The 21,562-nt window shown below is 67.4% G+C and carries 20 protein-coding genes; 15 read left to right on the forward strand and 5 right to left on the reverse strand.

Translation table 11 applies throughout. The features are described from left to right. Window positions 1-11 precede the first annotated feature (11 nt). The 9 genes from ATO6_RS04945 to ATO6_RS04980 all read left to right on the forward strand — a co-directional run bounded on the left by ATO6_RS04945 (window position 12) and on the right by ATO6_RS04980 (window position 7,504). Window positions 12-1,136, forward strand: a complete 1,125-nt coding sequence (locus ATO6_RS04945) for a hypothetical protein (RefSeq protein ID WP_088622792.1) — start codon at window positions 12-14, stop codon at window positions 1,134-1,136. After that, window positions 1,133-1,303, forward strand: a complete 171-nt coding sequence (locus ATO6_RS24990) for a hypothetical protein (RefSeq protein ID WP_176440831.1) — start codon at window positions 1,133-1,135, stop codon at window positions 1,301-1,303. Before ATO6_RS04945 ends, ATO6_RS24990 begins: the two co-directional genes overlap by 4 nt. After that, window positions 1,300-3,237 carry an ATP-binding protein gene (locus tag ATO6_RS04950; RefSeq protein ID WP_088622793.1) on the forward strand — a complete coding sequence of 646 codons (1,938 nt, stop codon included), beginning with the start codon at window positions 1,300-1,302 and terminating at the stop codon, window positions 3,235-3,237. Before ATO6_RS24990 ends, ATO6_RS04950 begins: the two co-directional genes overlap by 4 nt. Then, window positions 3,234-3,554 (forward strand): hypothetical protein, encoded by a 321-nt coding sequence (locus tag ATO6_RS04955; protein ID WP_088622794.1) that lies wholly within the window; start codon window positions 3,234-3,236, stop codon window positions 3,552-3,554. The genes ATO6_RS04950 and ATO6_RS04955 overlap by 4 nt, the downstream gene beginning before the upstream one ends. Further along, window positions 3,551-3,865, forward strand: coding sequence for a hypothetical protein (locus tag ATO6_RS04960; protein ID WP_088622795.1), 315 nt, complete (start codon window positions 3,551-3,553; stop codon window positions 3,863-3,865). Before ATO6_RS04955 ends, ATO6_RS04960 begins: the two co-directional genes overlap by 4 nt. A gap of 31 nt (window positions 3,866-3,896) precedes the next feature. Further along, complete coding sequence (locus ATO6_RS04965; RefSeq protein WP_088622796.1) at window positions 3,897-5,276, forward strand: DUF6638 family protein; 1,380 nt, start codon at window positions 3,897-3,899, stop codon at window positions 5,274-5,276. 3 nt (window positions 5,277-5,279) lie between these two features. Next, entirely contained in the window at window positions 5,280-5,546 is a 267-nt protein-coding gene (locus ATO6_RS04970) for a hypothetical protein (RefSeq protein ID WP_088622797.1), read from the forward strand. A gap of 12 nt (window positions 5,547-5,558) precedes the next feature. Further along, window positions 5,559-6,203: a DUF1523 family protein gene (locus tag ATO6_RS04975; RefSeq protein WP_088622798.1), complete on the forward strand. Its 645-nt coding sequence runs from the start codon at window positions 5,559-5,561 to the stop codon at window positions 6,201-6,203. Between the two features lie 125 nt (window positions 6,204-6,328). Next, window positions 6,329-7,504, forward strand: coding sequence for a calcium-binding protein (locus tag ATO6_RS04980; protein ID WP_088622799.1), 1,176 nt, complete (start codon window positions 6,329-6,331; stop codon window positions 7,502-7,504). 53 nt (window positions 7,505-7,557) lie between these two features. Here the strand turns inward: ATO6_RS04980 and ATO6_RS04985 are convergent, their stop codons facing one another. Both ATO6_RS04985 and ATO6_RS04990 read right to left on the reverse strand, forming a co-directional pair. Beyond that, complete coding sequence (locus ATO6_RS04985) at window positions 7,558-8,907, reverse strand: CoA transferase (protein WP_088622800.1); 1,350 nt, start codon at window positions 8,905-8,907, stop codon at window positions 7,558-7,560. 4 nt (window positions 8,908-8,911) lie between these two features. After that, entirely contained in the window at window positions 8,912-10,297 is a 1,386-nt protein-coding gene (locus ATO6_RS04990) for an aspartate aminotransferase family protein (protein WP_088622801.1), read from the reverse strand. A 158-nt stretch (window positions 10,298-10,455) separates the two neighbouring features. Here ATO6_RS04990 and ATO6_RS04995 point away from each other — a divergent pair, with 158 nt between their 5' ends. Then, complete coding sequence (locus tag ATO6_RS04995) at window positions 10,456-11,721, forward strand: glycerate kinase (RefSeq protein WP_088622802.1); 1,266 nt, start codon at window positions 10,456-10,458, stop codon at window positions 11,719-11,721. A 346-nt stretch (window positions 11,722-12,067) separates the two neighbouring features. Here ATO6_RS04995 and ATO6_RS05000 read toward each other — a convergent pair whose 3' ends face one another. Further along, window positions 12,068-13,000 carry a zinc ABC transporter substrate-binding protein gene (locus ATO6_RS05000; protein ID WP_088622803.1) on the reverse strand — a complete coding sequence of 311 codons (933 nt, stop codon included), beginning with the start codon at window positions 12,998-13,000 and terminating at the stop codon, window positions 12,068-12,070. A gap of 58 nt (window positions 13,001-13,058) precedes the next feature. On the opposite strand from ATO6_RS05000, the gene ATO6_RS05005 reads away from it, so the two are divergent. The 3 genes from ATO6_RS05005 to ATO6_RS05015 are packed head-to-tail and all read left to right on the forward strand — an operon-like array spanning window position 13,059 to window position 15,093. Beyond that, window positions 13,059-13,532 carry a Fur family transcriptional regulator gene (locus ATO6_RS05005; protein ID WP_088622804.1) on the forward strand — a complete coding sequence of 158 codons (474 nt, stop codon included), beginning with the start codon at window positions 13,059-13,061 and terminating at the stop codon, window positions 13,530-13,532. Beyond that, entirely contained in the window at window positions 13,529-14,305 is a 777-nt protein-coding gene (locus ATO6_RS05010; RefSeq protein WP_088622805.1) for a metal ABC transporter ATP-binding protein, read from the forward strand. The genes ATO6_RS05005 and ATO6_RS05010 overlap by 4 nt, the downstream gene beginning before the upstream one ends. Further along, on the forward strand, window positions 14,305-15,093 hold the full coding sequence (locus ATO6_RS05015; protein ID WP_088622806.1) for a metal ABC transporter permease: 789 nt from the start codon (window positions 14,305-14,307) through the stop codon (window positions 15,091-15,093). Before ATO6_RS05010 ends, ATO6_RS05015 begins: the two co-directional genes overlap by 1 nt. On the opposite strand, the gene ATO6_RS05020 is transcribed toward ATO6_RS05015, so the two are convergent. Continuing rightward, the gene (locus ATO6_RS05020; RefSeq protein ID WP_088623416.1) at window positions 15,090-16,463 is read right to left on the reverse strand and encodes an aspartate aminotransferase family protein; all 1,374 of its coding nucleotides are present in this window, start codon (window positions 16,461-16,463) and stop codon (window positions 15,090-15,092) included. The genes ATO6_RS05015 and ATO6_RS05020 overlap by 4 nt on opposite strands. 100 nt (window positions 16,464-16,563) lie before the next feature. Continuing rightward, window positions 16,564-18,441 carry a PAS-domain containing protein gene (locus ATO6_RS05025; RefSeq protein WP_088622807.1) on the reverse strand — a complete coding sequence of 626 codons (1,878 nt, stop codon included), beginning with the start codon at window positions 18,439-18,441 and terminating at the stop codon, window positions 16,564-16,566. 228 nt (window positions 18,442-18,669) lie between these two features. Between ATO6_RS05025 and ATO6_RS05030 the strand changes: the two genes are divergently transcribed. Both ATO6_RS05030 and ATO6_RS05035 read left to right on the forward strand, forming a co-directional pair. Then, a complete protein-coding gene (locus tag ATO6_RS05030; protein ID WP_254919068.1) occupies window positions 18,670-20,646 on the forward strand; it encodes an AMP-binding protein in 1,977 nt (658 codons plus the stop codon). A gap of 88 nt (window positions 20,647-20,734) precedes the next feature. Further along, entirely contained in the window at window positions 20,735-21,559 is an 825-nt protein-coding gene (locus ATO6_RS05035) for an ABC transporter ATP-binding protein (protein ID WP_088622808.1), read from the forward strand. The last annotated feature ends 3 nt before the right edge of the window (window positions 21,560-21,562 follow it).

Below are 21,562 nucleotides of genomic sequence, written 5' to 3' on the forward strand. Positions count from 1 at the left end.
GTCCACCGTAGATGAGCACTAAAGCCGCCAACGACCACGTCGGCATCACCGACACCTTCGCCTCGCGCCGCTACTTCCGCAAGTTCGAGCGGATCACGGGCCACATGGCCCGCGTCGCCGGGCTGATGGAGGTCGAGGGCACCTTCACCCGTGACGAGACCAAGGTGATCGCGCGTCATATCGCGGCCCTGACCTACACCTTCCGCGCGCTGTCGATGAAATACCTGCTGGCCGGGCGTGACACCGGCCGCTTCTTCGGCTCGCTGACCATCGACGACCACGAAAGCGGGTTCCCGGCCACGCAGGAACTGCTGGTCATGGCCAACGACGCGCAGCAGGCCGACCGCCACCTGCGCGACATGGCCAGCGTGGCCGAGCTGAAAAAACAGATGGTCGAGACGATCATCCGCGAGCAGGAGATCCCGACCCGCCTGCAGTTCGCCCTTTCACAGCGGCTCTATTACGAGGAACTGGCGCGGGGACAGATCTTCTGGCCGCGCAATGACCCGCAGGCCCAATGGCTCTCGGGCCTTGCCGACCGTCGGAAATACCTCGTCCACTGGTCCGTCTACGACAGCCAGATCAACCTGCCGGTCCTCTACCTGATGGAGGTCGAGGATTCGGGCCGCACCGCGCTGCCAAAGGACGAACGCCGCTGGCCCGAGGCACAGGCGCACCTGATGGCGCAGTCGCTGGGCGGGCTCAAGCTGCTGACCATCGCCAAGGGGTTCGACGAGGATTTCGACGACCTCCACCCCAAGCGCCTGCGCCGCATCCACGTGGGCCCGATGTATTCGCATGCCTATACGCGCCAGACCGGCCCGATCCGCGAGGTTCTGGCCGAGGCCGCCGCGCCGGACGGCGAGGACTGGGCGCTGGCCTGGACGGTCGAGGACCTGCGGTCCGAAGAGGTCAAGACACAGCGCTCCGGCTGGTTCGGCACGGTGGAACGCGAGATCTTCGCGCTCGACCCGTTCTCGGGCCGCGGCGCGGATACCGGCGCAACCTCGATGGAGCGGTCGATCATCCTGCCGACCCGCCCCTACCAGGTGCTGGCCGAGAAACAGCCGGCGGGCTTCGCGACGGTCCGCAAGTTCGTCGTCGCCCCGGACGGAAAGGTACTGAGCTACCGATGATCCTTCATCTGGCCAGAAAAACTCCCGCCGGAGGCATGAAATCTCTGTCCCGCGCCCGCCCGCCGGCGCGGTGGCTTGTAGCGGAGCGCTTCGATTTCGCCGTCTTCGACGACGAAGCCTCCGGCGGGAGTTTATTTGGCCAGATGAAGCATAGGATCGCCGCATGAGCCTGACGTCCGACCAGATGGAACTGCGCGAGCAGGATATCCGCAAGCACTACGATGCGGCCTTTGCCATGCTCGACGGGTTTGACCATGCGCCCCGGATCGGAGTGGCGACGCAGCCGGTGACGGCTGAGGAGCGGTCGCCGGGCATCGGCACGCGGCGGCGGTTCCGGTCGACCACGCCGGGGCTTGCGACGCGCCGGGTGGAGCGGACCGAGGGGGTTCGGGTTCTGGACCGGATCGAGGCCTCGGACGGCGACGATCCCATGACCTCGCCGCGGCAGGCCGCCGTCGGCGCGGCCCTGCGGCGGGCCATCGCCATCGCGCTGGCCGTGGCGGAGAGCTATGAGGAGCGGACCGGGCTGAAGGACCTCAAGCGGCAGAACCTCGAGGCGGCTCTGCCTGCCGACCGGCGGACGGCGTTTTCCGAACTGCTGGCCGCCGAGGCGCTGATCGGGCTGCATGTCTTTGCCAATGCCACCGCTTTCCTGCTGGCCCCGCATGCCACCGAGGTCACCGTCGAGCTGGGCGACGTGGACGAGGTGCTGACCGACAACGTGCAGCTGGCCCTGCATGGCGTGCTGTGGGAACTCGACCAGGACATCGCGGCGCTCGGCACCGACGAGGACCGGATGGTCGCGACCGTCATGGCCTTTGCCGAGGCGCTGATGGAGAAGATCGCGCTGCGGTCCGAGGGTGCGCCGCGGCTGGAGGCGTTTCGCGGCGCGGCCTGGCGCGTGGAGGCGGACGATTTCGCCATCCGCGGCTTCGAGCCCGCGCGCAAGGCCAAGGGCACCGTCCTGACGATGACCTTCAAGAAGCCGCACGAGGTCGTCGGCAACCACATTGCCAAGTATCAGGCGATGAAGCTCAGCAAGATGCTGATGGCCTACGATTTCGACCGGCGGCTGAACCCCTTCGCCGAGCTGGGCGGCTTCATCTTCACCTTCATGGGCGACGGCAAGCCGGGCACCGGCAAGACCACCCTGATCCAGATGATGGCCGGGCTGATCAACGATTACTGCAAGGTCGCGGGCTACACCTTCCGCTACCAGAACTTCGGCATCGACAACATCGACAGCTACCAGGGCAAGTCCGGTCAGAACGCCAATGCCTTCGTCCAGAACGTGCTGGACCCGCAGGTGATCGGCTTCGGCACCATCGACGACATCGACCAGATCGCCGGAAAGCGTGGCGACCGTCAGTCGAGCGCGGGCCAGCAGGAGGTGACGGCGGTCTTCATGGAGGCCTTTGCCGGGGCGAATACCGTCGTGCGCGGCAACTGCACCTTCGGCATGTTCTCCAATTATCCCGAGAACGTGGACGACGCCCTCCGCCAGCGGGCGGGCGCGCGGTTCCTCGTCGACGGGCCGCAGACGCGGGAGGACTACATCGACATCCTCGCCCTGCTGATGGGCAAGAAGCATAACATCCCGCTGGGCGAGCACGAGCTGTTCTCTGCGCAGGAGATCAAACGCGCCGTCGCCCGGACCTTCGAGGGCCATGCCCGTCCGCATGAAGAGGGGCTGGTCAAGGTCTTCGACCGGGTGCAGGCGCAGGTCGGCGAACTGGACACCATTGCCAAGATGGGCACCTACCTGAAGGCCATCCAGGAGGCCGACGAGCGGTTCACGGGCCGGGCGATCAAGAACATCACCGACGCGGTCAAGGTGCGGGCGATGGATTTCGAGCTGCCGGACGCGTGGATGGAGAACCCGGAGCTGTTCCTGCGGAAATCCTACGACGAGAAATCCGCGATGATCGCGGAGTTGCGGGTGCCGATCACCACCGACATGGTGATCCAGGAGATCAACCGCTACGCGGATTCCGAATTCCGCTATGCCGACAAGTCCGACGAGGTGGCCATCGAGGCGATGGTGCGTGACTTCGGGCGTCAGGAAGAGGCGAAGCGGCGGTATCTGGAGGGGCGGGAATGAGCGTCGCTCTCGTCATCCTGCCGCCGGTTCTGGCGGGACTGGCGCTGCCATTCGTTCTGCGCCGGTTCGCGCCGGGGTCGAGCCGGGCGGAACTGGCCGTCGGGGCACCGGTGCTGATGCTGGCGCTCGACTACGTCTGGCTGGTGATCGCTTGGCTCGCGATATTCGTGCTCGTCCCGGTTCTGCCGGTCGAACCGCTGACCATCGCGCCCCTGTCGACACTGCTGACGGCCGCACTGGCGGGGATGGTGGTCGCGCCGCTCTGCGCGCTCGGGTCGGCGCTGTGGCTGTCGCGCGCCGGGGGAGGTGCGAGATGACGTCGTCGGACTGGCTGGGAGCGATCCTGCTGTTCGGGCCTGCGGTGCTGCTGGCGCCGTTGCCCTGGGTGCTGCGGGCGTGGCGCCCCGCGATGCGCGGGGCCGGGCGCGTCGCCCTGTCCCTGCTGGTGGTCGGTGCATTCGCGGCGCTGGAACTGACGTTCTTCGACCAGATCGTGGGCACGGTCATTCCGATCCGGGCGGACCCGCTGATGGTGGTGTATCATGTGATCTTCGGCCTGCTGGTCGCCGCCGTCGTGGTCCTGATCTCGGGGATCCTGTCGGTACTGGTGAAGAGGCCCGCGGCATGACCCGTTTTCGCCTGACCGAGGGGAGCATGACATGAAACGCCTCATCGCCCATGGCCTGATGTTCGGCAACCTGATCCCCGTCCGGGCCCCGGCCCTGATCGAACGCTACAACCGCGCGCTCGAACACCTCACCGGCAAGCGCACCGCCCTGACCGATTTCCACATCGACATCTCGGGCTATTCTCCCGAGATCGGCGTGGAACTGGGGGACGAGCTCTATCTCAACGAGAATGGCTGCAACCGGCAGTTCATCCTGCTCTCGACCGAACAGAAGACCGCGCCTCTCCTGAACGCCTCGTTCTCGACCTCGCGCGGGATCCTGCGGCAGTTCATCGAACAGAACGAGGCGCAGCTGTTCGCGCTGACGACCCGTGACGCGGTGGCGGGGGAGCTTGTGAACACCGTGTTCTCCGTCGACGACCCCGCGCGACTGCTCGATATCCGCAAGGTGGTGGTGGAGGCCGACACGACCTCGGGCACGCTGAAGGATGCGGGCGAGCTGGGGCGGCGGGTGAACCGGTTCCTGAACGAGGACGACGCGTGGTTCGACGACGTGCTCATCGCCGAGATGATCACCATCGCCAAGCGCACCGGCGACGTGACGCGGAACCCGGTGCAGCTGACCCATACGACCTTCACGCAGGAGAACTTCTGGACCGCCCATTTCGGCGGGACCTACCTGTTCCGGGGTGTCGAACATCCGGCGGTCATCACGGGCGGCTACAAGAACCGGCTGCGCGACATGGGGGTCATGCGGGTCTACGACATGGACGACCGCAACCAGATCGCCAAGTTCTTTGAACTGAACGGGCTGGTGGAGCCGATCGTCCGGGCGCGCGGAATCGACGGGGCGGCGATCCTGCGGCAGAAGATGGACTTCATCGTCGTGGATGCCGCGCAGGAGTCGGGGATGGACCTGACCGGCGCGACCCGGCGCGACATCCGGCAGCTGGCGCGCAAGCACGCGGATGACCTGCCGCCGGAGTATCACACCCTGCGCAGGCTGGTCGCCTGGGCCGAGGAGGGCGGGCAGTGGCCGCGCGTCTCGTCCGAGGACCCGGCCTATTTCTACACGCTCCGCGCGGCGGACGTGCCGGATCGCGACCTGGTGAACATGCTGCTGTCGGAACTCAGCCCCAAGGACGTCCGGCAGCTGTTCATCTGCCACAAGGAGCTGTTCTACCGGCTCTATTCCGGCTGGTCGGACACCAAGAAGAGCTATGTCGCCGATTTCCTCGCCCGCGAATATGCCGCCGACAAGGCGGGCGCGCGGGATGCGCTGTTCGGCCACGACGCGCCTCTGGCCGAAGATCCGCCGCCGCCGCCGCAGCCCGAACCGAAGAAGCGTGCGCGGCAGGACGATCTGGTGGCCCGCGTCGGCCCGTGGGGCGCGATCCCTAGGAGGAGGTAGGCCATGTTCGGTTTCATCCCGGTCTTCATCGTCGGCTTTGTCATCCTGACGGTGATCTACGCCGCCGTTTCGTTCTGGTCGCGCCAGGTGCGGCGCGGCAAGCTGCGCAAACGCTGGGAGGAGGACGGTCGCCCCGGCGAGCTCGAGACCTACGTCGAGGAGGGGCTGGAGGATTACGACGACAGCTTCCGCCGCAAGCTGATCCTCCTCGTGTACCTCGTGCCTCTGGCAGCAGTGGCCACGATCATCTATGTCGTCAACTTCATGTAAGGGGACCCCGCGATGCGCTATGTGAAATGGACCTTCTGGATCGTGGTCTGGCTGTTTGTCGCCGCGTTCTTTCACTACACGCTGCCCCAGCACGACATCGCGCGGGTCACGGACACCTACGAAAAGCGGATCGACTTCGGCGAGAACTCGATCTTCTGGGCGCAGCCGGATGTGGGGACGGACGGCACGACCGTGAACCGCGACGTGTTCTTCATCCAGGCGCGCAAGGCCAACGGCAAGGTCATGGTCTATCGCAACGAGGACACCGGCTGGGGCTGGCCGCCGTACTTCAAGTTCGACACCTCAAACCTGCAGGCCGAGGCGGCGGACATGAAGTCGACCTCCGAGAACCCCAAGTGGGTCTCGATCACCCATTACGGCTGGCGGAACGAGTTCATGTCGATCTTTCCGAACGCCGTCGGGGTCAAGCCGGTGGCGGGCCCGGACGTGACGATCATCCCCTGGCTGAACATCATCATCCTGACGATCTTCGCGGCCATCGTCTGGGCGATCCGCGTGCGCTGGATCCGCTTTCGCCAGCGACGCATCGACCCGATGATGGAGGATGTCGGCGACACATGGGAGGCCGCCGGAGACCGTATGGCGGAACGGCGGGGGCGCTTTTCCCGCTGGCTGGGGACGTGGCGATCGAAATGATCGGCGCCCTGCGGCCTGATTGTTTCCAATCCTAGAACAACGGGTTTCCGGTTTCGCGCTGGTAGCCACCCCCAAGAGCTATATTGTTAACGGAATGTTAACGATATTTCGGCCGGGGGGCTGCCATGCTTTATCTACTCAGTTTGCTGGGACTTATGGGTGCGTTTACCGCAGGGCCCGGTGACGACACGATCGAAGGCACCGACGGGGACGACACCATCGACGGCGCCGAGGGCGATGATCGCATGTACGGCATGGCCGGCGACGACTGGCTGATCGGCGGACCGGGCGATGACGACATCTGGGGCGCATCGGGCAACGACACGCTTGAAGGCGACGACGGCAACGACGACCTGCGCGGCGAGCGCGGAGACGACGTGCTCAAGGGTCACGGCGGCGACGACCTGCTGGAAGGTGACGCGGGCAACGACCGGCTTCACGGTGGTGCCGGCGACGATCTGGTGCGCGGCGGCACGGGCGAGGACAAGCTCTGGGGTGCGCTCGGGGATGACACGCTGCTCGGCGGCGACGGCGACGACGAGATCCACGGCCAGCGCGGCGACGATTCCATCAAGGGCGGCGATGGCGACGACTGGGCCGAGGGCGATCACGGCAACGACACGCTCAAGGGCGGGTTCGGCGATGACGACCTCAAGGGGCACAACGGCGACGACCTGATCTGGGGCGAGGCCGGGAACGATTCGCTGCACGGCGGTGTCGGCGCGGACCGTATCCTTGGCGGTCAGGACAACGACACGGTGAACGGCGGCGGCGGTGACGATTACATCTCGGGCGGCGACGACAACGATTACCTGAACGGCTTCGAAGGCGATGACAGCATCGCGGGCGACAAGGGTGACGACGTCCTGCTCGGCGGCGGCACGCCCAACGATCCGTTCAGCCTGCATCCGCCCGAAGAGAACGACACGCTGGATGGCGGCGAGGGCGACGACCTGCTGCTGATGCACGGTCTGAATGTCGCCACCGGGGGCGACGGGGCGGATACCTTCGGCCTGCTGCGTCAGGACGGCCACGCGGCCGCGACGATCACCGATTTCGACAGGGTCGAGGATTCACTGGTCCTGTTCTACGATCCGGTGGCCGGCGCGCCTGATCCGGCCGATCTGACGATCAGCCATGACGCCGGGACGATGACCACGTCCGTCAGCCTGAACACCGGCGCGTCGGACGAACTGATCCTGACGCTGGAGAATACAGCGGCGGGCGACATCACGGTGGCGGATTTCGTGTTCGTCAGCCAGAGCGACCTGCCGGACATGATCGCGGCCCACCTGGTCTGAACCTGTTGATCCGAAAACGAAAAGGCCGGGCAGCAAGCCCGGCCTTTTTCAGTTCAGGACAGCCATTCCGGCGGCGAGGAACCGAGCACCTGCGCGCTGCGGTCCCAGTGCATCGGCGCGCCCGCCACGGTCAGCGAGGGCCGCAGGCGTCGGCTCGGACCCCAGGGCGATTGCTCGACCGCCTCGGCATAGTCCGCATCCGAGGGCTTGAGCGCGAGTGTGCCCGGCACCTCCTGACGATGGCTGCACACCAGTTCGCCTGTCCGCGCGAGTGACAGCCGGGCCCGGCCCGCGCCTTCGCCCGCGGCGGCTTGGTGGATCAGGCGCAGCGCGGCGGCGGCCATCAGGTAGCCGGTGGCATGGTCCAGCGCTTGCACCGGCAGCGGCGTCGGCTGGTCGGCCCCCGCCCAGCCCATGCCCGCGTCCGCGATGCCACAGGCCATCTGGACGAGGCTGTCGAACCCGCGTCGCGTGTTCCACGGGCCGGTCCAGCCATAGGCGTCCAGCGTGACCTCGATCAGCCCCGGCTTGAGGATCTGCAGCGCGGCGGGCGAATAGCCCAGCCCCGCCAGCGCCTCGGGCCGGTAGCCGTGCACGATCACGTCGGCGCCCTGCACCAGCGTTTCGAACCGGCTGCGGTCGTCCTTGTCCTTCAGGTCCAGCTTCGCGCAGCGCTTGCCCAGCGTGATGTCCGGCACCACGTTCGCCTCGTCCCAGCCGGGCGGGTCGATGCGCAATACCTCGGCCCCGAAGCCCGCCAGCGTCCGGGTCGAAACGGGGCCTGCCAGAACGCGCGTCAGGTCGAGGACGCGCAGCCCGGCGAGCGGCCGGTCGGCGCGGCCCTCCCAGTTCAGCTTGGGCGCAGGATGCGGTTTGTCCCAGTGGATCAGGGGCTCGGCCGCCACCGCCGCACCGTTCGGATGTGCCCGCCACTCGGCCCGCGACCGCATCGCGGCGGCGACGCCGCCTGCCTCGACAATCGCGGTTTCCAGCGGGTCCTTGTCCCATTCCGCAACCTTGGCCGCCACCGCGTCGCGATCCACCGGCGCATCCAGCACGCCGAGGGCGGCATCGCGGTGATGCGGCAGGTTGGTATGGAGGCGGATCCAGCCGTCGCGGGTGCGGTAGATGCCTGCCACCGCGTCCCAGACCGGCGGCAGCTCCCAACCGTCTGGTGCAAGGGAGTACCAGGACCAGAACGAGGCGAGCCGCCTGTCGACAGAGACGGCGGGGACCGAGGCGCTCAGCCCGGTGCCCGCCATGAGCTGGGCCAACGCCTCGCCGACCGCGCCGACCGAGGCGGCCAGCACGTCGGTCACGGCGTAGCGCGAGGGTAGGTTGCCCTCGCCGGTGATCGTGGCGGGGGTGCCGCTCAGGCCGAGCGCGTCGCGGATGTCCTGCATCAAATCAGCCGAACACGCGGGTCAGGGCAACGTCCACGGCCTGCGTGATCCGGTCGATGTCCTCTTCGGTCGCGATCAGCGCGGGGCTGAAGGTCAGCGTGTTGTTGAAGCCGGGGATCGAGCGGTTGGTGACGCCGATGATCACCCGCTCCGCCGCGCATTCGGCCACGACCTTGGCGCACAGCTTTTCGTCCGCCGGTTCCTTCGTCTCGCGATCCTTCACCAGTTCCGCGCCGCAGAACAGGCCCTTGCCGCGCACCTGGCCGATGACGGCATGCTTTTCCGCCAGAGCCTCGAGATTGGCGATCAGCCGCGCGCCCATCTTCTCGCAGTTCTCGAGAAGGTTCTCCTCCTCGATGATGCGCATGTTCTCCAGCGCTGCCGCCGGACCGGCGGTGCAGCCGCCGAAGGTGCTGATATCGCGGAAGTAGTTCATCGGGTCCGAGGCGTCGTCCTTGAACAGGTCGAACACCTTCTCGGTGGTCACGCAGCAGGCGATGGCGGCGTAGCCGGACGCGACGCCCTTGGCCATCGTCACGAAATCCGGCTCGATCCCGTAATGCTGATAGCCGAACCACTTGCCGGTCCGGCCGATGCCGCAGACGACCTCGTCGATGTGCAGCAGGATGTCGTACTTGCGGCAGATCTCCTGCACGCGGGGCCAGTAACCCTCGGGCGGGACGATGACGCCGCCGCCTGCGGTGATCGGCTCCAGGCACAGGCCGCCGATGGTGTCGGGGCCTTCGCGCAGGATCACCTCCTCGATGGCGTCGGCGGCGCGGCGGCCGTACTCTTCGCCGCTCAGGTCCCACTGGGCGCGGTATTCGAGGCAATGCGGCACGGCGACAAAGCCGGGGGCCATCGGCCCGTACTGCATGATCCGCTCTTCCTGACCGCCCGCCGACAGCGCGCCGATTGTGGTGCCGTGGTAGTCGCGGTCGCGGTAGAGGATCTTGTGCTTCTTGCCGCCATAGCGCTTGTGCGCGATCTGACGGATCATCTTGAAGGCCTTCTCGTTCGCCTCGGAGCCCGAGTTGCAGTAATAGACGCGGGTCATGCCCGGCATCTTCTCGATCAGCTTCTCGGCGAAGAGCGCGCCGGGGACCGAACCCGCGGCACCGGCGAAATAGTTCAACTGGATCAACTGGTCACGGACGGCGTTCGCAATGGATTCGCGCCCGTAACCGACGTTGACCGTCCAGACCCCGCCCGACACGGCGTCGAGGTGTTCGACCCCCTTCTGGTCCCAGACCTTCATGCCCTTGCCCTCGACGATGATGCGCGGCTCGCCGGTCTCGAAGGGTTTGTGCTGGGTCAGGTGATGCCAGACATGGGCGCGGTCGGCGTCCACGATCTTGGAAATGTCGTTGTCCTGGAATTTGCCGTCCATGGGAACGCTCCGGTCATGGGGTGGGGATTTGGGCAGGAGCGTAGGACTGTTCCCCGCCATTGGCAATCGGGGGCAATCGGGGTGGCAGGCCGATGCCGGGCGGCCTAGGCTTGGGTCCGGAAATGGGTCGGTAACGGACCCGAAAGGAGCTGCGCGGTATGGATCAGGCGAAACGAGCTTTTCTGACGATGCTGTTCGAGGCCGCCGTGGGCGCCGCCGATCCCGCCGAGGCTTTGAAAGGCCATTTGCCAGAACGGCCAAAGGGGCGGACCGTTGTGATCGGCGCAGGCAAAGGCGCGGCGCAGCTGGCCGCCGCGTTCGAGGCCGCATGGGACGGGCCGGTCGAGGGCGTGGTCGTGACCCGCTACGGCTATGCCGCTCCGTGCCCTTCGCTCAAGGTGATCGAGGCGGCGCATCCGGTGCCGGACGCGGCGGGCGAGGCCGCGACGCGCGAGGTCATGGCGGCGCTCGACGGGCTGACGGCGGACGATCTGGTCGTGGCCCTGATCACCGGCGGGGGCTCGGCCCTGCTGGCCGCGCCGCCGGAGGGGCTGACGCTGGAGGACGAACAGGCACTGAACGAGGCGCTGCTGGCCTCGGGCGCGCCCATCGGGGCGATGAACGCGATCCGCAAGCAGGTCAGCCGGGTCAAGGGCGGACGGCTGGCGCTGGCGGCACATCCGGCGAAGGTCGTGACGCTGGTGGTGTCGGACGTGCCCGGCGACGATCCGGCCGAGGTCGCGTCGGGGCCGACGGTCGCCAGCGCGACGGACCGGGCGGCGGCGATGCGGGCGGTGCGGGACTATGGCATCGCGCTGCCGGAACGGGTGGCGGCGTTCCTGAAGGACGCGCCGGAGGATGCGCCGGGGCCGGACGATCCCCGGCTGGCCGGGCACGAGGTCCACGTTATCGCCTCGGCCGCGCGGTCGCTGGAGGCGGCGGCGCGGGTGGCGGAGGATGCGGGCGTGCCGGCGGTGATCCTGTCGGATGCGGTGGAGGGCGAGGCGCGCGAGGTGGCCAAGGTGCACGCCGCCATCGCGCGCGAGGTTGCGGCCAAGGGGCGGCCCTTCACCAAGCCGGTCGTGATCCTGTCGGGCGGCGAGACGACGGTGACGCTGCGCGGCAAGGACGGGCGCGGGGGGCGGAACAGCGAGTTCCTGCTGTCGTTCGCGATGGCGGTCGAAGGGTGTGAGGGCATCCACGCGCTGGCGGCGGATACGGACGGGATCGACGGGTCCGAGGACAACGCCGGGGCCTTCGCGGATGGTGCCACCGCGGCGGAAATGCGTGGGGCGGGCGTGGACCCAGCCGAGGCGCTGGGCCGGAACGACGCGTGGGGCGCGTTCGATGCGGTGGGCGGTTTGTTCGTGCCGGGGCCGACCGGGACGAACGTGAACGACTTCCGGGCGATACTGGTGGAGTAGGGCCGGGGGCCGGACCGGCAGCTGATGGCGCGGGACTCGCTCGCACGTCGTTTCCGCACACGGAGTCTGGTAGGGCGAGGGGGTCGGTTGAACTATCGTGCAGCCACTCGTTTCGGCTCTGGCAGGGCAAGGTGATCTTGCGGCGTTGCGCGTGATCGCCACTCAGACCGTCGCCGGGAGCAAGGAGCCCGCCGCAGCTCTCTGCTTTGCGAGGGGCGGGGTCAGGCCCCGCGCCATAACTTGGACGGCCTCAAAACGTGCCCCGGCACAAGACGCGCGCAAAGGCTGTCCGCCACGCCGACCGGTTCGAAAACGAGGTCCAGCGTGGCGGTCGAGGTGCCGCCGCTCAGCCCCTGAGGCAAGCGGCGAGGCTGTCCGCCATGCGGGTCAGCAGCGCCGGGTAGAGCTCCGATCCGGGCTCCATATCCGCGCCGACGGGGTCGAGCGTGCCGTGATTCACGCCGAGGTCGTTTGCCAGCGTCTCGATCTGGCGCGGATTGAACTGCGGTTCGGCGAAGAGGCAGGTGATGCCGTGTTCGGCCACCTCGTCCCTCAGGGCCGCGATGCGGGCCGGTCCGGGCTGGCGGGCGTCGCTGGGCGACAGGGCGGCGTGCGAGGTCAGGCCGAAGCGGGCCTCGAAATACTGGTAGGCGTCGTGGAAGGTGATGAATTCGCCCTCCACGCCGTCGAGGCGGCTGGTGATCGTGGTTTCGAGTTCGGTCAGCGCGACCTCGGCCCGGTCCGCGTTGGCGCGGTAGGTTTCGGCGTTCTCCGGGTCGCGGGCGGCGAGGTCCTCGGCGATCAGGCGGGTCCAGATGCGGGCGTTCCGCGGGTCGAGCCAGGCGTGCGGGTCGCTGTCGCCGTGGTTGTGTTCGTCGGCGTGGTCCGCGTGGTCGTCGTCTTCCTCGTGCCCCTCGTCCGCGTGATCGTGATGATCCGCCTCGCGGTTGGCCAGCAGGAGCGTGCCCTCGGCCTCCAGCAGTTCCAGCGAGGTCGCGTCGGGGGCGAGGGTGGGGAGCGACTCCTCCAGCCAGGGCGTGATGCCGTGACCGACCCAGATGACCAGATCGGCCTCCGAGAGCGCCCGCGCCTCGGACGGGCGGAGCGCGTAGCCGTGTGGCGAAGCGCCCGGGCTGACCAGCAGGTCCGGCGTGCCGACGCCCTGCATCACGCTTGCCACCAGCGAGTGGATCGGCAGGATGTCGGTCGCCACACGGGGCGGTTCGGCGGCCAGCGGCGTGGCGAGCGTTGCGATCAGGGCGAAGTGGATCAGCCGCATGGAGGGCTCCTTGCGTTTTGGGGTGGTGTTTCGACTTGTTACGTTATAACATTGCACCATGACGGATGACCTGCAACCCCTCGGATTCACGAAACACGATCACCAGCGGTGCATCGCCTCGACGCTCGAACAGGCGGAGGCGCTGTGCAGCGCACGCAAGGTGCAGCTGACGCCGGTGCGACGGCGGACGCTGGAGATCCTCCTGGAGCATCACGCTGCGCTCGGCGCCTACGAGGTGCTGGAGCGGCTGGCGAAGGATGGATTCGGGTCGAAGCCGCCCGTCGCTTATCGCGCCCTGGGGTTCCTGGTGGACAACGGGCTGGCGCACCGGGTGGAGCGGCTGAACGCCTATGTCGCCTGCGTCCATCCGGGCGACAGCCACGATCCGGCCTTCCTGATCTGCCGGGGCTGCGGGCAGGTGGCGGAGGCCGAGGCGCGCTCGCCCCTTGGCGGGACCGCCGGGTTTGCCGTGGAAAGCACGGTGGTGGAGGCCGAGGGGCTGTGCCCGGCCTGTCAGGAGACGGGCGCATGAGGCTGATCACCGGGACGGGCCTGCGCGCGGCCTATGACGGGCGCGTGGTGCTGGAGGGCGTGGATTTTCGCCTCGACGCGGGCGAGATCGTGACGATCGTCGGCCCGAACGGGTCGGGCAAGTCGACGCTGCTGCGGCTGCTCTCCGGCGCGTTGAAGCCCGGCGCGGGGCGGATCGAGCGGGCGCCGGGGCTGCGCATCGGCTACGTGCCGCAGAAGCTGCATGTGGATCCGACGATGCCGCTGACGGTGCGGCGGTTCCTGGACCTGCCGCGGCGGGTCGGGTCCGCCAAGGCGGACGCGGCGCTGGTGCGCGTCGGGCTGGGCTCCGAGATCGCGGGGCGTCAGGTGACGGAACTGTCGGGCGGGCAGCTGCAGCGGGCGCTTCTGGCGCAGGCGCTGCTGCGCGAGCCGCAGGTGCTGATGCTGGACGAGGCCACGCAGGGGTTGGACCAGCCGGGCTCTGCGGCGTTCTACCGGCTGATCGAGGAGATCCGGGCCGAGGTCGGCTGTGCGGTGCTGATGGTCAGCCACGAGCTGCACGTCGTGATGAGCGCGTCGGACCGGGTGATCTGCCTGAACGGGCACGTCTGCTGCGAGGGCGCGCCGGAGCATGTGTCGAGCGCGCCGGAATACCGGGCGCTGTTCGGGACGGGGACCGGGGGGGCGCTGGCGCTCTACCGGCATGACCACGATCACGGCCATGACGGGCATCACCACCATCATCACCCTCACGGGCATGCGCATCACCACCACCACGAGGGGGCGGAGTGATGCTGGACGATTTCCTTGTCCGCGCGGCGCTGGCCGGGGTCGGCGTGGGGCTTGTGGCCTCGGTGCTGGGGTGCTTCGTCGTGTGGCGGCGGATGGCTTATTTCGGGGATGCGACGGCGCATGCGGCGATCCTCGGGGTCGCGCTGTCGCTGGGGTTTGCGTTGCCGGTGACGGCGGGGGTGCTGGCGGTGGCCGTGATCATGGGGCTGGCCGTCGCGGTGCTGTCGTCGGGGCGGCAGGGGGCGGACGCGGTGCTGGGGGTGCTGTCGCATTCCGCGCTGGCCTTCGGCCTGATGGCGGTGGCGCTGCTGCCGAATGTCAGGGTGGACCTGCAGGCCTACCTGTTCGGCGACATCCTGAGTGTCAGCCGGGGCGATCTTGGCGTGATCTGGGGTGGCGGTGCCTTGGTTGCCGCGCTGCTGGCGTGTCGGTGGCAGCGGCTGCTGACCGCGACGGTGAACGGCGATCTGGCCGCGGCGGCGGGGATTTCGCCCGAGCGCGAGAAGATGGTGTTGACGGTGGCGCTGGCCGTGGTCGTCGCGGTGTCGATCAAGGTGGTCGGCGCGCTGCTGATCACGGCGATGCTGATCATCCCTGCAGCGGCGGCGCGGCCATTGGCGCGGACACCCGAGGTGATGGCGGGGATGGCGGCGGTGATCGCGGTGGCGGCGGCGCTTGGGGGGCTGCAGCTGGCGCTGTGGCTCGACACGCCGGCGGGGCCGTCCATCGTGGCGAGCGCGGCCGCCGTCTATGCGGCGACCGCTGTGTTCGGGCTCAGGCGCGCTTAGGCGATACCCAGCTCGGACGCGGTCTTGTCCAGACCGATCTTCACCTTGTCCGCGACCTCGTCCACCTGTTCCTTGGTGATGATCATCGGCGGGCAGAAGGCCAGCGTGTCGCCGATGGCGCGGGTCACGACGCCTTCGGCGAAGATGTTGGCGGCGGCTTTCATGCCCAGCATCCCCGGCTTTTCCATCGCCGTCTTGGCCTCTTTGTCCAGAACCAGTTCAAGACCGGCGATCAGGCCGGTGCCGCGCTTTTCCCCGACCAGCGGGTGCGAGGCGAGCTCCTCCAGCCGCTTCTGCATGTGCGCACCGACGGTGCGGGCGTTGCCCAGCAGGTCGCGTTCCGCGATGATCTTGAGGTTCTCGACCGCCACGGCTGCCGCGACGGGGTGCCCGCCGCCGGTAAAGCCCATGCCGAACCCGCCGAGGCGCTGCGTCTCGTCCGCGATCGGCTGGTAGACCCGGTCATTCATCACGATGGCCGAGATCGGCAGGTAGGAGGACGACAGCTGCTTGGACAGCGTCATGATGTCCGGCTTCATGTTGAAGGTTTCGGAACCGAACATGTTGCCGGTCCGGCCAAAGCCGTTGATGACCTCGTCCGCGATCAGCAGGATGTCATACTTGTTCAGCACCTCCTGGATGCCTTCCCAGTAGCCCGGCGGGGGAACGATCACGCCGCCCGCGCCGATCAGCGGTTCGCCGATGAAGGCGGCGATGGTGTCCGGACCCTCGGCCAGGATCAGCTCCTCCAGTTCGCGGACGCGGCGGGCGGCAAACTCCGCCTCGGTCTCGCCCGGCTGGCCCTCGCGCCAGAAATGGGGCGATCCGGTGTGCAGGAAGCCCGGCAGCGGCAGGTCGAACGAGGTGTGGTTCGGAGCAAGCCCGGTCATCGAGCCAGACGCGACGGTGATCCCGTGATAGCCCTTGACCCGGCCGATGATCTTTTTCTTTTCCGGCTTGCCGAGCGCGTTGGACCGATACCAGACCATCTTGACGATGGTGTCGTTCGCCTCGGAGCCGGAGTTGGTGAAGAACACCTTGGACATCGGCACCGGCATCATGTCGATCAGCATCTCGGCCAGTTCGACGGCGGGGGTGTGCGACCGCATCGCGAAGGTGTGGTAGTAGGGCAGTTCGGCCATCTGTTTCGCCGCCGCCTCGACAAGGCGGGGTTCGGAAAAGCCGATGCCGACGGACCACAGGCCGGCCATCGCCTCGATGTATTTCTTGCCGCTGACGTCCCAGACATGGACGCCATCGCCGCGCTGCATCACCACGGGACCCTGTTCTTCGAGCATCCGGGCGTTGGTGTAGGGATGCATGTGGACGCGGGCATCCCGCGCCTCGATGGAGTTTGGCAGTTGGTTCATCTTGTTCATGGTGGGCCCTTTCCATGGATCGGATATATCTGTCGCCGCAGAGTGGCGCACCGCGCGACACGAGAGTCAACCGGGCGCGATCAAGAAAGGCTCAGGCGGCCTGTTCTCCGCGCAGGTATGCGGCCAGCGCCTCGGCTCCGAACGGCTTGCGCAGCACCGGCGCGCGGGTGACGGCGGCGGCGTGCAGCGGGTGGTCGGGCCGCAGCGACGTCATAAGGTAACAGGGTGGCGCACCGGCGGGCAAGCGGTCCAGCAGGTCGATGCCGGTGCCCGTGCCTTCGAGCGAGATGTCGGACAGGATCAGGGTGATGCCGGGCACCTGCGCGATCAGGTCCAGCGCCTCGTCCGCCGTCGTCGCCTCGATCACCGCATGGCCGAGGTCGCGCAGCATGTCCCGGACCGAGCGGCGCAGGTCGGCGCTGTCCTCGACCAGCAGGACGAGGCCGGGATCCACGGGTCGCGGCGCGCCACGCCACGGCAGGCGCAGGCTGATCCGCGCGCCGCCGCCGGGTGCGTTGCCGACGCGGACCTGACCGCCCGCCAGCGAGGTGGCGTTGTAGACCATGGCAAGCCCGAGGCCCGAGCCCTCGCCGCCCTTGGTGGTGAAGAACGGCGTGAAGGCATTGTCGAGCGCCGCCTGGCTGAAGCCGGGTCCGGTGTCGGTCAGCGCGAATTCGACCCATGTGTCCTTGACCGAGGCGACGCGGAGGGTGATCGCGCCTTCGGTCCCGATCGCATCGCGTGCGTTCAGAACGAGGTTCAGCAGCGAATCCTGCAGCGTGCCGCGGTCCAGCATCAGGGTCGCGCCGCCGGTATCGTCCACGATGTCCAGCGTGATGTACGAGGGCAGGGCGGCGGTGGCGATGGTGCTGAAATCGGCAAGGAACGGGCCGAGGCCGGTGGCCGTCGGGCGGTGTTCCGGGCCGGTGGTCATCTCCGCGATCCGGTTCAGCAGGTCGCCGCCGCGTCGGGCCGCGTTGAGCGTGGCGGATACGAGGTCGCGGGCGCGGTCGGGCAGGTCCATCCGGCCAAGCTGCGCCTGCATCCCGAGGATGATGGTCAGCAGGTTCGAGAAATCATGCGCCATCCCGCTGGTCATCTGCGCCGCCAGCGCGCGGCGGCGGGTCTGGGCGAGGGCGACGCGGGTCTGGGTTTCCTCGGTCACGTCGGTGGACAGGACATAGGCCCCGTCATGACGGTCGGGGGTAAAGGCCACGCGGATCCGGCGGGACGACGCTTCGTCGGTGAAGGTGAACACCGAGGACCGGCCCTTCAGCGCGGCCTCGAGATAGGGCTGGATCGCGCGGTAGGCCTGCGTGCCGAGGACATCGGCGATGTGCAGGCCGATGATGTTCGACGGACGGCCCGGCATGATCGAGTTCAGCCGGCGGTTGGAGAAGGTGTAGCGCCGGTCGGGGCCAAGGTGGGCGATATGCGCCGGCATCATCTCGGTCGTGGTGCGGGTGCGGGCCTCCATCGCGGTCAGTTCGCGCTTGGCCTCGGCCAAGGCTGCGTTGGTGGCCGAGAGCTTGCGGTTGGCGGCGGACAGCTCCTCGGCGCGGGTCAGGAGCTGAGCGTTCAGTTCCTCGGACCGGGCGCGCAGCAGGGCCTCCTGCGCCTTGATCTCGGTGATGTCCGTATAGACGGTGACCCATCCGCCCTCGGGCAGGGGCGAGCCCTCGACGCTGATGGTGCGCCCGTTGGCGCGTTCGCGTTCGAGGTAGTGCGGCTGAAAGGTCATCGCCTGATCCACGCGCTCGCGCACCGCGGCCTCGGTATCGGGCAGGTGGCCGTATTCGCCGCGTTCCACCAGAAAGCGGATCGTGTCCTCGAAGGTCGCGCCGGGTTCGTTCAGGTGATGCGGCAGGTCGAACATCTCGACGAAGCGGCGGTTGCACAGCACCAGCCGCAGGTCATTGTCGTAGATCGTCAGGGCCTGCTGAATCAGGTTCAGCCCCGCCATCGTCATGTTCTGCGTCGCTCCGGTCGGCACGGGACCTCCCCTCCCTGCTTGATGACATGGCTAGCACCGGGCGGGCCGCAGGCAAAGCGTCCCGACTTGTTACAATTCGTTAGAATTAGGAAATGATGGGGAAAGACTTCCCCGCGACACATAGGGACAGCCCGGAGACGGGCCGCAGAGAATCGCCATCAAGGCGCGTCCCGGGGGGAGCCGGGACAAGGGGAGGAGATACCGTTGGCAGCACCGTCTCAGGACGCGGGCGCGATTGCGTCCATTCCGGCCCTTCTGGACCGCAATGCAAAGCGGTTCGGCAACAAACCCGCCTATCGCGAAAAGGAATTCGGGATCTGGCAGACGTGGTCCTGGGCCGAGGCCAAGGAAGAGATCGAGGCGCTGGCTCTCGGGCTGATCAACCTCGGGGTGCAGCCGGGCGATTTCATCGCGATCATCGGGTCGAACCGTCCGCATCTCTACTGGGTGTTCCCGGCGGCACAGATGGTGGGCGCGATCCCGGTGCCGATCTACCAGGACAGCGCCGCCGAAGAGATGGCCTATGTGCTGGACCACTGCGGCGCGCGCTTTGTCGTGGCCGAGGATCAGGAGCAGGTCGACAAGGTGATCGAGGTGCAGGACCAGCTGCACCAGTTCGAGCACATGATCTACCTCGACCCGCGCGGGCTGCGGAAATACGACCACGCCAAGCTGCATGAATATGCACACGTGCAGGCCATGGGCCGCGCGGCCATCGACGAGCTGACGCCCGAGCTGACGGCGCGCAAGTCCAAGCTGGCCTATGACGACGTCTGCGTGATGCTCTACACCTCGGGCACGACCGGCAAGCCCAAAGGCGTGGTCCTGTCGAACCGCAACATCATCGAAACCTCGAAGAATTCCAGCGAGTTCGACAGCCTCGGGCCCGGCGACGAGGTGCTGGCCTACCTGCCGATGGCATGGGTGGGCGATTTCATCTTCTCGATCGGTCAGGCGATGTGGACCGGGTTCTGCGTGAACTGTCCCGAAAGCCCGGAAACGATGGTCACGGACCTGCGCGAGATCGGGCCGACCTATTACTTCGCCCCGCCGCGCGTGTTCGAGGGTCAGCTGACCAACGTCATGATCCGGATGGAGGACGCTTCGAAGTTCAAGAAGCGGCTGTTCGACAAGTACATGGCCCATGCCCGCAAGGTCGGGGGCAAGATCCTCGACGGCGAGAGCGTCAGCGCGGGCGACCGGTTCAAGTACTGGCTGGGGAACCTGTTCGTCTACGGCCCGCTCAAGAACTCGCTGGGCCTGAGCCGGGTGCGCGTGGGCTACACCGCGGGCGAGGCGATCGGGCCGGAGATCTTCCACTTCTACCGCTCGCTCGGGATCAACCTGAAGCAGCTCTATGGCCAGACCGAAGCGTCGGTCTTCATCACGCAGCAGCCCGACGGACAGGTGCGGTCGGACACCGTGGGCGTCGCGTCGCCGGGGGTGGAGCTGAAGATCGGGGACAATGGCGAGGTCTATTACCGCAGCCCCGGCGTGTTCGAGTATTACTACAAGAACGAGGAAAGCACGAAGTCGACCAAGGACGCCGAGGGCTGGGTCGCAACGGGCGACGCGGGTTTCATCGAGCCGGACAGCGGACACCTGCGGATCATCGACCGGGCCAAGGATGTGGGCAAGATGGCCAACGGCGCCCTGTTCGCGCCGAAGTACGTCGAGAACAAGCTGAAGTTCTTCCCCAACATCCTCGAAGCCGTGGTCTTCGGGAATGGCCGGGAGGAATGCACGGCCTTCCTGAACATCGACCTGAACGCGGTCGGCAACTGGGCCGAGCGTCACAACCTCGCCTATTCGTCCTATACCGAACTCGCCGGGCACCCGAAGGTGCTGGAGATGATGAAGGGCCACGTCGAGGAGGTGAACGCCAGCGTCGCCGAGGACGAGATGCTGTCGGGCTGCCAGGTCCACCGCTTCGTCGTGCTGCACAAGCAACTGGACCCGGACGACGGCGAGATCACACGGACCGGCAAGGTGCGGCGGCGGACGGTGGACGAGAAGTTCGCCGACATCATCACCGCGCTCTATGACGGCTCGGAGGAGATCGCGACCCGGACCGAGGTGACCTACGAGGACGGGCGCAAGGGCTACATCAGCGCGACGCTGAAGATCGTGAAGGCCAAGACGGTGCCGGCATCGGCCCCCAAGGCGGTCGCGGCGGAATGACGGAACGGCGCGCGCGTGCCGCGACGCCCCGCCCGCCATCCCGTGCGGGCGTCAGGGGCAGAGCGGCAGGCCGCGGGGAGGGAAGGACATGATGGACGCACAACCGGCAGAGGGCTTTGTCACAGCGGACGGTCGCAAGATCGGCGGCGTGGTGATGGAGATGAAGAACATCACCCTGCGCTTTGGCGGCGTGGTGGCGATCAAGGACATCTCGTTCGACATCCGCGAGGGCGAGATCCGCGCGATCATCGGCCCGAACGGCGCCGGCAAGTCGTCGATGCTGAACGTGATCTCGGGCTTCTACGTCCCGCAGGAGGGCGAGGTCATCTACAAGGGCCAGAAGCGCCCGCCGATGAAGCCCTACGAGGTGGCACGGCAGGGGATCGCCCGGACCTTCCAGAACATCGCCCTGTTCGAGGGGATGACGGTGCTGGACAACGTGATGACCGGCCGCCTGAACTACATGAACACCGGGCTGCTGAGCCAGGCCATGTGGTGGGGCAAGTCGCAGCGCGAGGAAATCGAGAACCGCGAAGTGGCGGAGAAGATCATCGACTTCCTCGAGATCCAGAACATCCGCAAGACGCCGGTCGCGCGCCTGCCCTACGGTCTGAAGAAGCGGGTCGAACTGGCCCGCGCGCTGGCCGCGCAGCCGTCGATCCTGCTGCTGGACGAGCCGATGGCGGGCATGAACGTCGAGGAGAAGGAGGACATGAGCCGCTTCATCCTCGACGTGAACGACGAATTCGGCACCACCATCGCGCTGATCGAGCACGACATGGGCGTCGTCATGGACCTGAGCGACCGGGTGGTCGTGATGGACTACGGCAGGAAGATCGGGGACGGCACGCCGGACGAGGTGCGCAACAACCAGGAAGTGATCGACGCCTATCTTGGCGTGGCGCACGACTGAGGG

This window comes from Oceanicola sp. 22II-s10i (genome assembly GCF_002210105.1).
In the GTDB taxonomy this organism is placed as follows: Bacteria; Pseudomonadota; Alphaproteobacteria; order Rhodobacterales; family Rhodobacteraceae; genus Pseudooceanicola.

What these genes read in the sequence shown, in the direction of transcription:
- ATO6_RS24990 (WP_176440831.1), top strand. Translation starts at nt 1,133, where the DNA reads ATGATCCTTCATCTGGCCAGAAAAACTCCCGCCGGAGGCATGAAATCT.
- ATO6_RS05000 (WP_088622803.1), bottom strand. Translation starts at nt 13,000, where the DNA reads ATGCGGCTGATCCACTTCGCCCTGATCGCAACGCTCGCCACGCCGCTG.
- ATO6_RS04975 (WP_088622798.1), top strand. Translation starts at nt 5,559, where the DNA reads ATGCGCTATGTGAAATGGACCTTCTGGATCGTGGTCTGGCTGTTTGTC.
- ATO6_RS04995 (WP_088622802.1), top strand. Translation starts at nt 10,456, where the DNA reads ATGGATCAGGCGAAACGAGCTTTTCTGACGATGCTGTTCGAGGCCGCC.
- ATO6_RS05015 (WP_088622806.1), top strand. Translation starts at nt 14,305, where the DNA reads ATGCTGGACGATTTCCTTGTCCGCGCGGCGCTGGCCGGGGTCGGCGTG.
- ATO6_RS05005 (WP_088622804.1), top strand. Translation starts at nt 13,059, where the DNA reads ATGACGGATGACCTGCAACCCCTCGGATTCACGAAACACGATCACCAG.
- ATO6_RS04970 (WP_088622797.1), top strand. Translation starts at nt 5,280, where the DNA reads ATGTTCGGTTTCATCCCGGTCTTCATCGTCGGCTTTGTCATCCTGACG.
- ATO6_RS04960 (WP_088622795.1), top strand. Translation starts at nt 3,551, where the DNA reads ATGACGTCGTCGGACTGGCTGGGAGCGATCCTGCTGTTCGGGCCTGCG.
- ATO6_RS04985 (WP_088622800.1), bottom strand. Translation starts at nt 8,907, where the DNA reads ATGCAGGACATCCGCGACGCGCTCGGCCTGAGCGGCACCCCCGCCACG.
- ATO6_RS05035 (WP_088622808.1), top strand. Translation starts at nt 20,735, where the DNA reads ATGATGGACGCACAACCGGCAGAGGGCTTTGTCACAGCGGACGGTCGC.
- ATO6_RS05020 (WP_088623416.1), bottom strand. Translation starts at nt 16,463, where the DNA reads ATGAACCAACTGCCAAACTCCATCGAGGCGCGGGATGCCCGCGTCCAC.
- ATO6_RS04955 (WP_088622794.1), top strand. Translation starts at nt 3,234, where the DNA reads ATGAGCGTCGCTCTCGTCATCCTGCCGCCGGTTCTGGCGGGACTGGCG.
- ATO6_RS04990 (WP_088622801.1), bottom strand. Translation starts at nt 10,297, where the DNA reads ATGGACGGCAAATTCCAGGACAACGACATTTCCAAGATCGTGGACGCC.
- ATO6_RS05010 (WP_088622805.1), top strand. Translation starts at nt 13,529, where the DNA reads ATGAGGCTGATCACCGGGACGGGCCTGCGCGCGGCCTATGACGGGCGC.
- ATO6_RS04950 (WP_088622793.1), top strand. Translation starts at nt 1,300, where the DNA reads ATGAGCCTGACGTCCGACCAGATGGAACTGCGCGAGCAGGATATCCGC.
- ATO6_RS05025 (WP_088622807.1), bottom strand. Translation starts at nt 18,441, where the DNA reads ATGACGATGGCGGGGCTGAACCTGATTCAGCAGGCCCTGACGATCTAC.
- ATO6_RS04945 (WP_088622792.1), top strand. Translation starts at nt 12, where the DNA reads ATGAGCACTAAAGCCGCCAACGACCACGTCGGCATCACCGACACCTTC.
- ATO6_RS04980 (WP_088622799.1), top strand. Translation starts at nt 6,329, where the DNA reads ATGCTTTATCTACTCAGTTTGCTGGGACTTATGGGTGCGTTTACCGCA.
- ATO6_RS04965 (WP_088622796.1), top strand. Translation starts at nt 3,897, where the DNA reads ATGAAACGCCTCATCGCCCATGGCCTGATGTTCGGCAACCTGATCCCC.